We start from the raw sequence: 14456 nt of genomic DNA, 5'->3' as shown, positions 1-14456 counted from the left end.
TATTACATGCAATGTATATACCATAAATTAAATGTAGTACATTTCCTGAGTGAGGATCCGCGTGGCGAGAGGCTTCGACAGGCTATGAGAAAAAATGAGCAGTGGTATGGCGTCCTTCGAAAATTATGCCAATAATGTAAATTAATCCGACATCCAAAATGGATTGCCCAGATAATTCATTGTTATTAAAAGGCATTATTTAGTCAGGGACGGGTGTCAGATTCTTTGACGATGGAATGACAAATGACTCAGGCTGGATGGATGGGTTAGAAGGCAGGGTGATCAGATGAAATGAAAGAAAACGGGCAAAGAGACTCGACCCTTTGCCCATATGAGAAGAGAAGCCTGTATCAATCCGTATGCAGGAAGGTCTTCACCAATTTCTTCCATCCCACTTCGGGCGCGGCGGCGAAAATGTCGTCCACGAGGGGGGCACCGGTTGCGGCCATGGCTCCGTGACCCGGCATGATGAGCTGTTGGAGGGTTTCGAATTCATGGTGCAGCCAGGCGTGGCCCTGTTCGCCGAAGGCCAGGCCTTCCAGTCCCTTTTTCAGTTTGAGGGGCTCCAGCAGGAAGAGCCAGCCACTCTGATAAGGGTCGTGGTGGGGAAGGGCGGGCTTTTCCATGACTTCCCGGTTGACAGCCACCACAATGCCTTCCAGGGGCGCAAAGACCCGGGCATCGTTGTCGTCCCGCTTCAGGGAAAAGCCGGGCTCCTCGGGCGAAACCCTGTTGCCCAGGTGAGGCAGATTCCAGCCGTTGGGACGTCCCAAAAGCTTCATGGCGAAATCATCCACGCCGACACGCACGCGCCCGCCGTATTCCACACGTGCCCACGTGTGGCCCTGGTGATAATAGTAGCTGTCGGAGTACAGGAACCCGTCGACTTGCACGATGGGGACTTTCCCGAGGGCATGCCGGGCATCCTCATCTTCCAGGAACTGGTCGAATTCACACACATCGCAGCGGAAATCGTTGGCGCAACGTTTGATGGCAACGCGCCCGCTCAACATGTGACGGCACTGACGCTCCATGAAGCTGTTGGCTTTGGCCGCCTCACGGAAGCTCTGCCGCGTCTCTTCGACATTCTTCTTGGACTGGATGGCCGCCGTCATGGCCTTGTCGAACTGGCAGCTGTTGCAGTCGTAGGCATTCTCGCAGCGCTTGAACGAAACCAGGCCGGATTTCATCCAGATGCATTCATTTTCCAGGATGTTGAAACCGGTCACCTTTTTTTCCTTGAGATGTTTTTCGCTCATTGTATGCCTCTCTTTCATGCCTTGAGATTCCATGCCTGCACAACCAGGCGATCTGTCGGTTCCGAGTGTGATCATCCGCCCCGGGAACCCGCAGGCTCGAAGGTTCCCAAAACCCGGCTCCCTGTTGCCGCTTTATAGAGCAAGCTCAATGCCAGGAGGCATGCGTCCGGGCAGCTGAATGATCCGGAGGACTGTAAAGCCGCCCTGAATAAGGATCCGTGAGGTCCTGTAGCATTGCTGAAGGCAAAACCTGCCGATGACCTTTTCCCATGTCTTAGGCGCAAATGAAGACAGAAGGGGTGAGGGTTAAGACGATAAATGCTGAATAGTGTTTTAATTCCAATGCATTATAAAACATGTAGCAAAAAGAGACAGGGTTGTTGTGATTTGCGACAAATGCGCAAAGAACGATGGAATCGGCGTGAAGTGGGAGGTGGGCAGCACAGAAGAAAAAATTCGGGGATTCCCCATAAGCGCTCATGCCGTGGAGGCGGGTTTATCCGCTGCCTTGCTTCTTTTTGGGATTTCCACAGAGGATGCAGGACATGCTGTCCCATCTCACATATCCCGCACCTCCTCCCAGAACTGTCGGCAGGAATGGCAGAGATAAAGGGGCAGGGCATCCAGATTTTCGAGGCGGGTGACGAAGCCCATGAGGCAATCGGGATGCCTGCAATGGGAGAGGCCGAAGGTGTGGAGCAGTTCGTGGATCCCAACCTTGGCGGCTCGAAGGAAAAAGGTCTCGTGCGGCGAGGTGGAGCGTTTTTCCGGCTCTATGGAAGGGGAAATGTGCTCCAGTCGGTGAATGGAGAAAATGGCCGCCTTGCCCGACATTTGAGCCTCTCCGTACACATGGGTGAAGATGGGCAGGAAGAGATCATATGAAGCCACCCCCAATACCTTCCTGCAGGAATTTTGCTGGGCGGCGAGAAATTCGAGGAGGTAGCCCACGTGGTACTGGTTTCGCCCTGTGTGATACGTTCCTGGGGGAGGATCGAAGGGGGGCAGGATATCCACCGGCAGGTACAGGAGTCCCAGGATGTGCGCAGCAAGAACGTCCAGCAGGGAAGATGTGATCTTGCCGGAGGGGATAAGACCTACGATGGACGGTTCAGACATGGAGGATGGCCGCTCTCTCAGTACGATCATGAAGGTGGCGCTGTGCAACATTAGGAACGTTCCCGTGCGGCACCTTCGAAGAATGGCAGCGATGAATCAGTTTTTTCCTTCCGGCTCCAGCCCGTATTCCTTGAGCTTCTTGTGCAGCGTGGAGCGGTGGATGGCCAGGACCTGGGCGGCCTTGGAAATATTTCCTCCCTGTGCCTTCAACACGCGCTGAATGTGCTCCCGGATGACCTGCTCGAGGGCCTGGTCCGCCGAGGGCATTGCCGCAGAGCATTGCAGGAAGGCTAAATCCGCCACATCCACCTGGCGCTTTTTACAGACGACGACAGCGCGCTCGATGGCGTTCTGAAGCTCCCGGACATTGCCCTGCCACGGCTGGCTGCAGAGCAGCTCCATGGCTTCACGGCTGATGGAATCGATGTTTTTGTTGGTTTCCCGGCTGAAGCGGTCCAGGAAATGCTGCGCCAGCAGCGGGATGTCATCGGTCCTCTGCCGCAGGGGAGGCACCTGGATGGAGACCACGTTGAGGCGGTAATAAAGATCGGCCCGGAACGTACCGTCCTGGATGGCCTTCTGGAGATCGCGGTTGGTGGCCGCGACGACACGGAAGTCCACTTCGATGGGGCGCTCTCCCCCCACGCGGAAAAAGCGTTTGTCTTCGAGAACCCTCAATAGATCCACCTGCATGCGGGGAGTGATTTCTCCAATTTCATCCAGGAAAAGCGTGCCTCCCGAACAGAGCTCCAGGCGCCCCTTCCGAGCGAAGGCCGCCCCCGTGAAGGCTCCTTTTTCATGGCCAAAGAGCTCGCTCTCCAGGAGATGCTCCGGGAAGGCTCCGCAGTTGATGGGAATGAACGGCGCTTCGCAGCGCGGGCTCACGGCATGAATGGCCTTGGCCACCAGTTCCTTCCCCGTCCCTGTCTCCCCGGTGATGAGTACCGACGCATCGGATCCCGCCACATCCCGGATCATGGTGTAGACAGCCTGCATGGCGTCGGATTTTCCCACAAGGTTTTCAAAGCGGATCATGCGGGAAATCTGGTCCCGCAGGAGCACGTTCTCCTGGAGGAGCTCCCGGTACTTGAGGAGTCGTGCCACCAGGGGATCCAGAAGATCGGGGTCGAGGGGCTTCACCAGGTAATCGCCGGCCCCGAGCTTCATGGCTTCCACTGCCGACTCGATGGATGCGTACGCCGTCATCATCACGACGATGGTGGAGGGGTAGCGTTTCTTGATTTCCTCGAGGGTTTCGATGCCGTTAAGGCCCGGCATCATGATGTCGAGGAAAACGACATCGAAGGGCACTTCTTCCAGCTTGCTCAGGGCTGCTTCCCCCGAGTCCGCCGTGTGCGTTTCATAACCGGATTTGCTGAACCATGCCTTCAACGCCTGTTGAACGGCGAATTCATCGTCTACGACGAGGATACTGGGTTGGCCCATGACGGATTCTCCTCCGTACGCGTTCTGATGGGGAGCTCAGTTGGCAAGGCTTGCCGGGGGGGACTTCACGTCGCCGTGGGGAAAGAGATGCGAAAGCAGGTCCCCACCCCTTCCCGGGATTCCACGGTGATGTCGCCCCGGTGCTCTTTGACGATGCCGTAAACGACGGCCAGGCCCAATCCGATGCCCTTTTCCTCGGTCTTGGTGGAAAAAAAGGGTTCGAAGATCCTTGGCAGGTTTTCTTCCGGGATGCCGATCCCCGTATCCTGCACCTCGATTTCCACCTGGTGGGCGGCAGCGTTGTGGTGCGTGTGGATGCTCAACCGGCCGCTGCCGTGCATGGATTCCACGGCGTTGAAGACGATATTCATGAGGCATTGCTGCACTTGGTCGAGGTCTCCCGGAATGTCCGGGAGGGGAGTCGTCAACTCCATCATGAGCTGGATCTTTTGCAGCTCCATCTTATGCTTCAGCAAACGGATGATTTTGTGAAGGATATCGTTGACATTGAGGTGCTGCTCCAGCATGGGCCGGTGGCGGGAAAAACTCAGCAGGTGCGTGACGATGTCGCCGCACCGCTTGGATTCACTGCACACAAGCTCCAGGAAGCCTTCCATCTCCTTGAGGTCTTCAGGGGTGAGGCCGCCGCCGGCCCGTTTCACCATGCGGAGCATAACCTTGCCGAACATGTGTATGGCCGCCAGGGGATTGTTGATTTCATGCACGGCGCTGGCCACCAGCTTCCCCAGGGCGATCATCTTGTCTTCGTGGACGAGGCGCGCGAGGTCTTCCTTGATCTGTCGTGTCTTGACCGCCACCTGCTTTTCGAGAAGGCCGCTCAGGTCCCGCCAGATCTCCAGGATGTTCACCACCTGCCCGTCGTCCGTGATGAGGGGATAGGCCATGACGTCATAGTATCGAAATTCCGTTTCGGATATGGGATGCTCATGCACCGCATGGGCGGCGGCCCTGTCGGCGAGGGCTTTCTGGAGGGGGCATTCGTGCTGAGGTCCCGAGCAGGGCTTCAGACTCCTGTGGCTGACCTCATGGCATTTTTTCCCCAGGACTTCTTCACGGCTCATGCCCACCAGCTGCAGGAGCGCCTCGTTCACGTCCTCGATGGTGCAGTCGGGCTTCAAAACCATGATGGGGTCATGGACGATGCTGAAAAGCTTCCGGAAGTAGAGGTCGGCTTTCCGCATCTGCCGTTCCCGGGATTGGAGCTCCGTTTGGAAGTGGATCATGTCTTCACAGATGCGGGACATGGCCAGGTCCAGCACTCGGAGATGGGGCGGCTTGTGCTGAATGAGATCTTGAAGGAGACTTTCGTTTCCCGTCAGCTCGATGACCAGGTCCAGGTGGGGGATGCTGAAAAAATCGATGTAATTGTCGGTGGTGAAGATTCCCTTTTCTCGAGCCTTTCGGAATCCCGGGGCAGAGGGGTTGATGTCGGCCACGGCGACGACTTCAGCCTTCAAATGGCGGAGCTTGTCGGCATCCAGGAGGTTGAGGATCTGCTCACACCGTTTGCCTCCACCGATGATGGCGAGTCTCAGAACTTTTTCAGGCATGGCTCACGATCCCTGCGCTGCTGAAAACCGCCGTGCCATTGGGATCCGCTGGTCACAGTTTGACAAAATTCTCAGCCCTCCTGGTGCGGGCGCATTTGGGACAAAGGCGCCTGAGGACCCGCTTGCCGGTTACCGCATCGCTCCGGGAAGTGACAAATTGGAGATAGCGTGCCGGCACGAAGGGCTCCCCGCACTTTTGGCATTTGGGCGCTTCCATGTGATTGAGGACTGTCCCGCACAGGCGCAGTTCTCGATGGTCGGGCGCTTCAATGTATTCGATGGCCCCCGTGGGACATTCGATGGCGCAGGCTCCGCAGGTGATGCATTTTTCCGACGGACGGGCGTAATCGTTCAAAATACGCTCCGTGGCGCTGATTTGCTTGAAATCGAGGGCATGGATCTGCATGGCATCCCGGCAAACCCGTTCACAGGCGCCGCAGCGGATGCACATGTCGCATCTCAGGCAGCGCAGCGCTTCACGCTGAGCTTCCTCTGCGTCATAGCCGGTCTCCACGATGTCAAAGTTGCCCTTGCGCTCCTCCGCGTCTTGCAGTGGAACGGGAATGCGCTTCTGAGAAATCTTCTCCAGGGCAGGGATGGGTGTGAAGGGAACTTTGCGGCGTCTCATGGATCGAAAAATGGGGGACGGGCCTTCGCCTCGTGAAAGATAGTGATGGATGTCCAGGGCCGCCTGCTTGCCGGCCGCTATGGCTTCCACCACCGTGGCAGGTCCCGTGACTGCGTCACCTCCCGCGAAAATGTCCTCAACGGTCGTTCGCGTGTTGAAGGGCTCGGTGACAATGTTGTTCCGAGGTGTGATTTCAAAAGGAATCTTATAAGAAAAAGCTCTGAAGTCCGGCTGCTGGCCGATGGCTGCGATGACAGCCCCCACCTCGATGCGGAAATTGCTGTCGGCCACGGGCACGGGGCGACGGCGGCCACTGGCATCCGGCTTGCCCAGCTCCGTACGGAGGCATTCCAGGTAGGAAAGCTGCCCATTTTCACCGCCGATCTGGACGGGCATCACCAGAAAGTGAAACTGAACGCCTTCTTCCATCGCTTCTTGCACTTCGTGTGGACTGGCGGGCATCTGCTCCCTTGCCCTTCGGTAGGCGATGTGCACGTTTTTGCAGCCGAGGCGGATGCAGGTGCGAGCGGCGTCCATGGCCGAGTTGCCGCCTCCGATGACCACCACGTTCTCGGCGGGTTTTTCCCTTTTTCCTAAATTGACAGCCCGAAGAAAACTGATGGCGTCATACACCTGGGGAAAGTCGTCCTCTCCGGCGATTTCCAGCCTGTAGCCCTGGTGCGCTCCGATCCCCAGGAAGAAAGCCTTGTACCCCCGGGCGCGCAGCTCCTCGAAGGAGACGTCCTTTCCCACCGTCACCCCCGTGCGGATTTCGACCCCGAGATTTTCAACGGCCTGGATTTCCTGTCTCACGATGTGCCGCGGAAGGCGATACTCCGGGATGCCCGTCATGAGCAGCCCTCCGGCCACGGGAAGCGATTCGAATATCGTGACCCGGTAGCCCTTCAATGCCAGGTAATGGGCCGCTGAAAGCCCCGCAGGCCCGGAGCCGACGACGGCTACCCGTGGACCGTCGGGAGGCGGCAGCACGGGGGAGGGATAACCGGCATGCTCGGCGGCCCACCGGGCAACGAACGCTTTGAGGTAGCGGATATTGACGGCTTGGTCGAGGTGGGCTCTCACACAGGCCTTTTCACAGGGGTGTGGACAGATGAGACCACAAACCCACGCAAAGGGGTTGTCCTCCCGGATGACTTCGAGGGCTTCTTCATAGCGGCCCTGGGCGGTCAGGCCCAGGTAGCTGGGGATATCGATTCCGGCCGGACAGGCCATGTGGCATGGCGCAGGCAGCGCCTCGGCTTTTTGCACACTCAAGCTTGCTTCTCCCTTGGCGTCGTGAAGGTCTCAGGAACCTCAGCGTCCGCTGACGACGGTTTCCAGCTCGAAAGCCACCGTTTTGGCAAACCGCTGCCGCCGTGTGCTGTCCAACGCCTCTGCCTTTCCGAAGTGGAGGCAGTGGGTCACGCACTTGGCGACACAGGAGGGCTTCAGGCCCTGATCCACACGGTCCATGCAATAGTTGCATTTCACGACCTTCCCCGTCTCGGCATTCCACTGCGGTGCCCCCCAGGGGCAGGCGGTGATGCAGCTCTTGCATCCTACGCACAGGGACGACTCTACGTAGACGATGCCGTCCTTGGGCCTCTTGCGCATGGCGCCCGTCGGACAAACAGGCACGCACCACGGCTCTTCGCAGTGGAAACAAGGCATCCAGATGAAAGACATCTTGGGGGCCTGGCCCACCATTTTGGGCCCTACGGGAATGATCTGGCCCAAACGCGGCCCCAGGGGCAATTGGTTGTAGGTCTTGCAATGCACTTCACAGCTCAGGCAACCGATGCATTTCTTCTGATCCTGGAGGAGATAATATTGGCTCATGCAAACCCCTTTGATTGAGAACCCGATATCTTATGTATGAATCGTAAAAACCAAGACTGCACGCATCTTCCGACGTATTCCATTGCATTCAAAAGACGCTTTTCGTTTATATTTTGCACAAATATCTCACAAAATCAATCTCAATGCCCGGTTGACCCTCTCTTCCAGTTCGTCGATTTCGATGGGTTTGACCATGTAATCCTCGATCCCATGCTGGAAAGCGCGTTGGGCTGTCTCCACCGATGGATGGCCCGTGATCATCAGGACCTTCGCCCGGCAGTTTCTCCGGCGCATATGCTCCAGGACCTGGATGCCGTCCGGCCCCCTCAGTTTGATATCCAGGATGGCCAGATCCGGTTCATGGCCTTCCAGCCAATGCAACGCCTCATTCCCATCGGTGAAGGTTTGGACTTCATGCCCCGAGCCGGAAAGAATGCGTTGTATCAGCCGGCACGAGTCCTGTTCATCGTCAAGCACCATAATCAGCCCCATCGAGCACCTCGCGGTTTATTGATCCAAGCAGGTTCCTTCATACACGCGTCAAGGCAAGTTTCATGCCGCATGGACGAATGCACTCAGGGGAGTCTTCATAGTCAGTCATGCCGCGCATTTGGGGCTGATCCGTGCTGAAGTCATACCTGTTTCGACATGGTGCGTAAAACGCACCCTACACCCCCCATGACCGCGTGCGACGGGCTCTTATTTGGTGCAATAAATTTGTTGCAACGCAAGCTTTTCTTTGCTTAAATGTTAACCCATTGAAATTAAATGAAAGAGTGCTTTTGTATGGCATGATCTGCAATAAATTTATTGCTGTCGGAGGGGGCAGGCCCCATTCCGTCCTTGTCTTCAGAAGCCCCACTGGAAATGAAAGGTGTATATGACGGAGCCGTCATGGGAAGCTGGGAGGCATCCTGAGGGGGCACATCCCTCTTAATCTCCCTTCAAAAGGGGGACCTCAAAACACAACGGACCAGCCGATGATTTGCCCCAGCGTGCTGGACGAGAAGGCTGTGGCACGGGGATTGCTTTGGGTGGATTGTGAGAGCGCAAGTGCCTCGCATCTTTGGGCGATGGTAAAATAATCGGATTGAATATCAAGATGATGAAGTCTTGAGCCACCGCGAAAAGGTGGAGAGGAGGAGAGAACGATAGGAATGCAGGTGTTTTCAATAATCGTCAGTAATCGGTAGATGCAGTTCTTAATCGAAGGTTTCACCCATTTTGAGGAGGTGCATTGTGACAGGAAGCAAGAAAACTTTGATCTTTTCAGCACTGGGTCTTTTAGCGTTGGTACTGTGGCTGGAGCCCGCCTGGGCCGACAAGCTCCAGGATGCCATCAAGTCCGTGCCTCAGGGAACGGGGGCAGGGCAGATCGATCCCACCAAGCCGGCGGGTTTCCTCGGCATTCCGGGGGCTCCCCAGGTCAATCTCATTCTGGCGTTCTGCTGGGCCGTCTGGGTGGGCTGGATCTTCTCCACCGTGGGCGCCTTCGGCGGCGTGATGGCCGGCGTCGGCCACATGAGTGTTTTCGGGCTGGGTGCGTATGCCAAGACTTTCAAGGATACGGCGCCGACCCTGAACAAGTTTGTCACCGATTCGATCCGTGGGTCCAACCAGTATCTGGTGGGGCTGTCTTCTCTCATTTCCTCTTTCAACTACTACCGCATGGGACGATTGGTGGTTCCTCTGGCCGTCTCGCTGGGGGTGGGCTCACTTCTCGGTGCGTGGGGATCCGTGACCCTGACCGCCGGCAAGATCTCTTTCTCTCAATATCAGGGCTATTTTGGCCTTTTCGTTCTGGCCCTCGGCTGCTACCTGTTCTATGAGGCCTCTCCCAAGGGTCAGGCGAGCAAAAAGAAGGCTAAAGCGGCAGCCCAGGCCTTTGAAGCCACCGTGCAGAAGCAGAAGAGTGGTGAGCAGGTGGACACGGCAGCGTTGGGAGTTAAAGTCACGAAGTTCTCCCTCTCCGAAGTCCGTTTTACCTTTTACGGTGTTGAATTCAAGTTCAATCCCCTCATTCCCCTCCTCGGTGGTGTGATCATTTCAGCGATTGCTGCTTTCCTGGGTGTGGGGGGAGGCTTCCTCCTCGTACCCTTTCTGACCAGCGTTGCCGAACTGCCCATGTACCTGGCTGCGGGCACGTCGGCTCTGGCAGTGCTCATCAGCATGATCACCAGTATCGTTACCCTCATGACCAAAGGCGTGCAGTTCGATTGGGGACTGATCGGCCTCGAGCTCGTGGGCGTTACCGTTGGCTCCGTCATCGGGCCGTGGAGCTCCAAGTACTTCTCGGATATCTGGCTCAAGCGGCTTTTCATCGTACTTGCCCTTTATGTCGGTATCGACTACGTCTTGAGAGGATTTTTCAACATCAAGATGTTTGGTTAGTAAGAAGCGGCGAAAGCCATCAACCGGTTTCGGTGGGCGCAGGGACTGGCGCTCACCGTTCCATCGAGCTGCTGCCTGAAAAATGAGTCGATCACTCTAAGCATGCATTTTGTTTCGTCATTCCGGCTTAAAGACCGCCGGAATGACGAGCAAGCGCATTTTCATACACTTACGATGGGATTGCCCTTTGACAGTATCGGGCATGCCCGAGACCGGGCAGTCAAGCGCTCCGGAGCCTTCCGTACATGCTCTCCCTGACAGAAGTTCTCACCCTTCTGGATCCATGGCTCATCGGTCCGTACCGCTGGTCTTCTTCCGGGACTGCCGGCTATCTCCTGGGAACAGCGATCCTCTCGCTGCAGTGCGTGATCCTGGGGGACCTGTCTCTCCTGCTGATCTCCCGATTGATTCGGCGCCGTCTCCGAGAGATACAAACTGAAATGGACCGGCATCACGACCTGTCGGAAACGGCCCTGCGGCTGGGTGACAAGGAAAGCTACAAGGCTGTGAACCGACAGGCCCTGGAAGCCTTCGGGTATTCGTTTTCCCTGGGAGCGGCTCTCTTCTGTGTCACCATCTGGCCCGTTCCCTTCGCTCTGGCGTGGCTTCACCTCCGTTTTGCCGAGGTCCCCCTGCAGCTCCCCGTCTCCCTCCCCCTCCTTGGGAACACTCTGGACTATCTGGCCTCATTCCTCTTCATTTACATCTCTGTGCGGGTAGCATATACAAGAATCATGACCTGTTTCCCGTGGTACAGGGCGCTCAAGGCGAGAGCTTCCGGGCGCGTTTGCTGAGCCGCCTCGTTGTTGGAGGGGGAAAGGGTGAAGGTGAGTGCCGTTGCGGACTCGGGGCATGGAGGGGAAGAGCTCCCCCTCTACCGGTCGGGAATGGAGACCTCAAGAGGGAAGGGAACCTCGGTATGGCGGATATATTGGTCCTTGACGATGTGTTGGACGCTGCTGTGTTGATGCGGAAAATCCTTGCTAAAAAGGGGCACCAGGTTTTTGAATTCACTGAAGAGGAGGAGGCCATTGGCTTTGCCCGCGAGCATCCTGTGGATTTAGCGATCCTCGATATCAAGCTCAAGAAAATGAGCGGGATAGAAGTGCTGGCGGAGCTGAAAAAAATTGACGAAAAAATTTCCTTTATGATGCTGACAGGATATCCGACTCTAGAAACAGCAAAGGAAGCTCTTGAACTGGGCGCCGAGGAGTATGCGGTGAAACCCATCGACAAGGTTGAACTGGAGGAAAAAGTGGCCTCTATTCTGGCCAGGAGGGCAAAAGCACATCAGTCGTAGGTCCATGGACAGCCGTGACCACCTCCCTCCCGCTCTGTGGAAGATCCTGCTGCTGGCTTTTGTTGCGGTGACAGCTTTTCAGGGGAGCAGGGGGCTTTATGAGAGCACTGAAGGGCGCTATGCAGAGTGTGCCCGCGAAATGCTCGTGACGGGTCGTTTCCTGGAACCGACCCTGGAATTCCAGCCTCATTGGACCAAGCCCCCTCTCACGTATTGGGCAATTGCCGCCGGAATGACCCTCTTCGGGCAGAACGCGTGGGGAGCGAGGGCTTACCTTGTCGCGGCATTCTGCCTCACAGTCCTTGCCGTTTACCGGTTGGCCCAATATCTCTGGGACAGGGACACAGCTCCTTATGCGGCCCTTGTCTATGCGACGGCACCTTTCCCCCTCATCGCTGCCAATACCATCAATGCAGACACACTCCTGACCCTTTGGGAGACCCTGGCAATGCTGGGGTTCTGGACGGGTGTGCGCAAGGGGGACGCGTGGGGTTTTCGTTTCATGTGGCTCTGCCTGGGTGGAGCTTTCTTCACCAAGGGACCTCCGGGCCTCATCCCCCTCCTGAGTGCACTGCCCACGTATGCTTTCATGAAGCTGAAATTGCGACATCCCCTGCCGCCGTTTTTTTCCGTTTCGGGAATTCTCCTTTTCCTGGGGCTCGGATTGAGTTGGTACGGCTATGAAATCATGGTCCATGAGGGGCTGCTCCAGTACTGGATGAGAGACGAAATCGTGGGGCGCATTGCCACACGTGAGTTTCATCGTAATGAGGAATGGTATAAGGTCCTCATCGAGTATGTCCCCGTCCTGCTCTTTGGGGGTATCCCCTGGGTTGTTCTGGCAGCCGGCCATTTCAGGTCCATTCGCTGGCCGGGAGCACGCTGGTTGGACGCGGAGTACTGGAAGGAGCGCACCGAGTGGCTTTTTCTTTTTTTGAGCTTCACGGTTCCGTTTCTCATTTTTGCCGTGAGCCGCTCCCGATTGCCGCTCTATGTACTGCCGTTGTTTGTGCCCATTGCACTCGCTCTGGGTAGAGCGATCCACCAGCTGGTGGAAAGTGGCAGAGTATCCGTGCCCCGCCTCCATCGTTTTGCTCTGGCGGCTGTGCTCGTGGTAATGATGGGAAAAGTCGCCATGGTGCATTGGCCTTCTCATCGAAACATGGAACAGCTTCTTCTTGAGATCCGGGATGCCGCCCCGGGAGCTGAGCGGGGGCGCCTCTACCTGGTGTACGATCATCCCCTTTACGGGCTGCACTTCTACCTCAGGGAATCGTTCGTGCGCGTTTCGAGCAAGTTCACTCGGGCACAGAATCCCGCACGCCTTCCGGTTTCAGAGCTTCCAGCAAGACTTGGGGATGACTGTGCTGCAGGCGCGACGCCTCGCATTCTCATTCCAAAGGGGCAACAGGAGGGCGTCCGGGAGCTTTTGCCCTTGGATTTGAATCGGAACGGAGAAGGGGAAAATAGATTTGTCGATGAAAATGGAGACCCGAGGTCATCGACGGGAAAAGTGAACGATGGGGCTGGAGCGGGAGCCCCCAAGGCTGCAGGCGGCCTCGATGTCCTGGAACTGAAAAGCCCATGGGTGCTGGTTTTCCCCTGCGGCGGTCACCCATCGGACTAATATCACAAGATTCGGAGCATAAGCTTCTGAGTACAGCAGGAAGGAAAGGATGTATTCATGGCATCACAAACGCAGGTCGGAGAGGACGATTCCCTCGAAAATCCCAAAATCCTGATTCTGGGAGCGGGAGCCATCGGCTCGTTTTATGGAGGCAAGCTCGCCCAGGCTGGTGCCCGTGTTTCCGCCATCTGCCGTTCCGACTACGAAGTGGTGGCGGCCGACGGCATCCATTTCGAGAGCGTATCGGGAGACTTTCGATTCAAACCGGAGAAAGTCATCCGGAATGCCGCCGAATACGGCGACGTCCCGGATTTTGTCCTGGTGGCCACCAAAGTACTCCCCGAGATCCATGTGCCGGAGCTCATCCGTCCCGTTCTGGCTGAGAAAACGGCCATCCTCCTCATTCAAAACGGCATCGACATTGAGGGATCCGTAGCGGCCGCCTTCCCTGAGAACGAGATCATCAGCGGGCTGGCCTTCGTCGCTGTCAGCCGGTTGGCGCCGGGTTATGTGCGTCACCAGGGCTACGGCCGCGTGACGATCGGGTGCTATCCATCGGGAGTTTCCGGGAGGGTGGAAGCCCTTTCCACTCTCTTCACGAAGGCGGGAGTTCCCTGCATCGTCACCCCCGATGTCGTCAACGCCCGATGGCAAAAGCTCATTTGGAACGCAGCCTTCAATCCCGTGTCGGTTCTGGGGGGCGGAGTGGATACCCTGACGATGCTCCAGTCGGAAGAGTGTGCCGGTCTGCTGCGTGCAGTCATGGAAGAAGTTTGTATGGTGGCGAAAGCTCTGGGGCATGAAATGCCGCCGGATGCGGTCCAGAAGAACATCGAGGCGACCCTGGCCATGGACCCTTACAAGACGAGCATGCTCCTGGACTTCGAGGCCGGGCGTCCCCTGGAGGTGGAAGCCATAGCAGGCAATGCCGTGCGTGCAGCCCAACGGGCAGGTGTGGCAGTGCCTCACCTGGAGAGCCTCTACCCCTTGTTGAAATTGGCGGACCGCAGGCGCCGGCATTTGCTCTGAAGGGATTCACGGCACGATGTGTCTTTGAGAAAAAACTGCAAGGATGATGGTCAATCGCTCCTGGATTTCTCCGCCATTGTATTTTTCCATGGTGTGAATGACGCTGATATCATCAAGGTTTTTCAGAACTTCCGGCAATTCATGAAAATGCATGGATGTGCTCCTTTGAGGGAGGATTGAAAGGGCAGTCCGTCATGACGCAGTCCGAAGAACACGTCATGACGGGGGGGGTGCATGGGGGGGGACC

13 protein-coding genes are annotated in these 14456 nt (G+C 56.8%); 5 read left to right on the top strand and 8 right to left on the bottom strand.

Translation table 11 applies throughout. The features are described 5' to 3' along the window. Positions 1 to 350: 350 nt before the first annotated feature. The 7 genes from MWC30_RS17620 to MWC30_RS17590 all read right to left on the bottom strand — a co-directional run bounded on the left by MWC30_RS17620 (position 351) and on the right by MWC30_RS17590 (position 8354). Positions 351 to 1259 (bottom strand): glycine cleavage system protein H, encoded by a 909-nt coding sequence (locus MWC30_RS17620; protein ID WP_244085518.1) that lies wholly within the window; start codon positions 1257 to 1259, stop codon positions 351 to 353. Positions 1260 to 1817: 558 nt separating this feature from the next. After that, entirely contained in the window at positions 1818 to 2429 is a 612-nt protein-coding gene (locus tag MWC30_RS17615; protein WP_244085517.1) for an archaemetzincin, read from the bottom strand. A 45-nt stretch (positions 2430 to 2474) separates the two neighbouring features. Next, complete coding sequence (locus tag MWC30_RS17610) at positions 2475 to 3824, bottom strand: sigma-54 dependent transcriptional regulator (RefSeq protein ID WP_244085516.1); 1350 nt, start codon at positions 3822 to 3824, stop codon at positions 2475 to 2477. Positions 3825 to 3889: 65 nt separating this feature from the next. Continuing rightward, positions 3890 to 5395, bottom strand: coding sequence for an ATP-binding protein (locus MWC30_RS17605; RefSeq protein ID WP_244085515.1), 1506 nt, complete (start codon positions 5393 to 5395; stop codon positions 3890 to 3892). A gap of 52 nt (positions 5396 to 5447) precedes the next feature. Further along, entirely contained in the window at positions 5448 to 7292 is a 1845-nt protein-coding gene (locus MWC30_RS17600; protein ID WP_244085555.1) for an FAD-dependent oxidoreductase, read from the bottom strand. A 45-nt stretch (positions 7293 to 7337) separates the two neighbouring features. Then, positions 7338 to 7862, bottom strand: coding sequence for a 4Fe-4S dicluster domain-containing protein (locus MWC30_RS17595; protein WP_244085514.1), 525 nt, complete (start codon positions 7860 to 7862; stop codon positions 7338 to 7340). Positions 7863 to 7988: 126 nt separating this feature from the next. After that, positions 7989 to 8354 (bottom strand): response regulator, encoded by a 366-nt coding sequence (locus MWC30_RS17590; RefSeq protein ID WP_244085513.1) that lies wholly within the window; start codon positions 8352 to 8354, stop codon positions 7989 to 7991. A 747-nt stretch (positions 8355 to 9101) separates the two neighbouring features. On the opposite strand from MWC30_RS17590, the gene MWC30_RS17585 reads away from it, so the two are divergent. The 5 genes from MWC30_RS17585 (at position 9102) to MWC30_RS17565 (ending at position 14209) form a co-directional block, all read left to right on the top strand. Continuing rightward, the gene (locus tag MWC30_RS17585; RefSeq protein ID WP_244085512.1) at positions 9102 to 10253 is read left to right on the top strand and encodes a sulfite exporter TauE/SafE family protein; all 1152 of its coding nucleotides are present in this window, start codon (positions 9102 to 9104) and stop codon (positions 10251 to 10253) included. 245 nt (positions 10254 to 10498) lie between these two features. Next, complete coding sequence (locus tag MWC30_RS17580) at positions 10499 to 11047, top strand: hypothetical protein (protein ID WP_244085511.1); 549 nt, start codon at positions 10499 to 10501, stop codon at positions 11045 to 11047. 125 nt (positions 11048 to 11172) lie between these two features. After that, positions 11173 to 11553: a response regulator gene (locus tag MWC30_RS17575; protein ID WP_244085510.1), complete on the top strand. Its 381-nt coding sequence runs from the start codon at positions 11173 to 11175 to the stop codon at positions 11551 to 11553. 4 nt (positions 11554 to 11557) lie between these two features. After that, the gene (locus MWC30_RS17570) at positions 11558 to 13180 is read left to right on the top strand and encodes a glycosyltransferase family 39 protein (RefSeq protein WP_244085509.1); all 1623 of its coding nucleotides are present in this window, start codon (positions 11558 to 11560) and stop codon (positions 13178 to 13180) included. Between the two features lie 57 nt (positions 13181 to 13237). Continuing rightward, entirely contained in the window at positions 13238 to 14209 is a 972-nt protein-coding gene (locus tag MWC30_RS17565) for a 2-dehydropantoate 2-reductase (protein WP_244085508.1), read from the top strand. 6 nt (positions 14210 to 14215) lie between these two features. On the opposite strand, the gene MWC30_RS17560 is transcribed toward MWC30_RS17565, so the two are convergent. Then, on the bottom strand, positions 14216 to 14362 hold the full coding sequence (locus MWC30_RS17560) for a hypothetical protein (protein ID WP_244085507.1): 147 nt from the start codon (positions 14360 to 14362) through the stop codon (positions 14216 to 14218). Between the last annotated feature and the right edge of the window lie 94 nt (positions 14363 to 14456).

It is taken from the genome of Desulforhabdus sp. TSK, from assembly GCF_022836495.1.
Lineage (GTDB): Bacteria > Desulfobacterota > Syntrophobacteria > Syntrophobacterales > Syntrophobacteraceae > Desulforhabdus.
Note: the sequence above shows the minus strand (reverse complement) of the source record. Positions and strands in the feature narration are given on the sequence as shown.

Coding starts and splice junctions, on each gene's coding strand:
- MWC30_RS17620 (WP_244085518.1), bottom strand. CDS start 1,259: ATGAGCGAAAAACATCTCAAGGAAAAAAAGGTGACCGGTTTCAACATC.
- MWC30_RS17615 (WP_244085517.1), bottom strand. CDS start 2,429: ATGTTGCACAGCGCCACCTTCATGATCGTACTGAGAGAGCGGCCATCC.
- MWC30_RS17610 (WP_244085516.1), bottom strand. CDS start 3,824: ATGGGCCAACCCAGTATCCTCGTCGTAGACGATGAATTCGCCGTTCAA.
- MWC30_RS17605 (WP_244085515.1), bottom strand. CDS start 5,395: ATGCCTGAAAAAGTTCTGAGACTCGCCATCATCGGTGGAGGCAAACGG.
- MWC30_RS17595 (WP_244085514.1), bottom strand. CDS start 7,862: ATGAGCCAATATTATCTCCTCCAGGATCAGAAGAAATGCATCGGTTGC.
- MWC30_RS17590 (WP_244085513.1), bottom strand. CDS start 8,354: ATGGGGCTGATTATGGTGCTTGACGATGAACAGGACTCGTGCCGGCTG.
- MWC30_RS17580 (WP_244085511.1), top strand. CDS start 10,499: ATGCTCTCCCTGACAGAAGTTCTCACCCTTCTGGATCCATGGCTCATC.
- MWC30_RS17575 (WP_244085510.1), top strand. CDS start 11,173: ATGGCGGATATATTGGTCCTTGACGATGTGTTGGACGCTGCTGTGTTG.
- MWC30_RS17570 (WP_244085509.1), top strand. CDS start 11,558: ATGGACAGCCGTGACCACCTCCCTCCCGCTCTGTGGAAGATCCTGCTG.
- MWC30_RS17565 (WP_244085508.1), top strand. CDS start 13,238: ATGGCATCACAAACGCAGGTCGGAGAGGACGATTCCCTCGAAAATCCC.
- MWC30_RS17560 (WP_244085507.1), bottom strand. CDS start 14,362: ATGCATTTTCATGAATTGCCGGAAGTTCTGAAAAACCTTGATGATATC.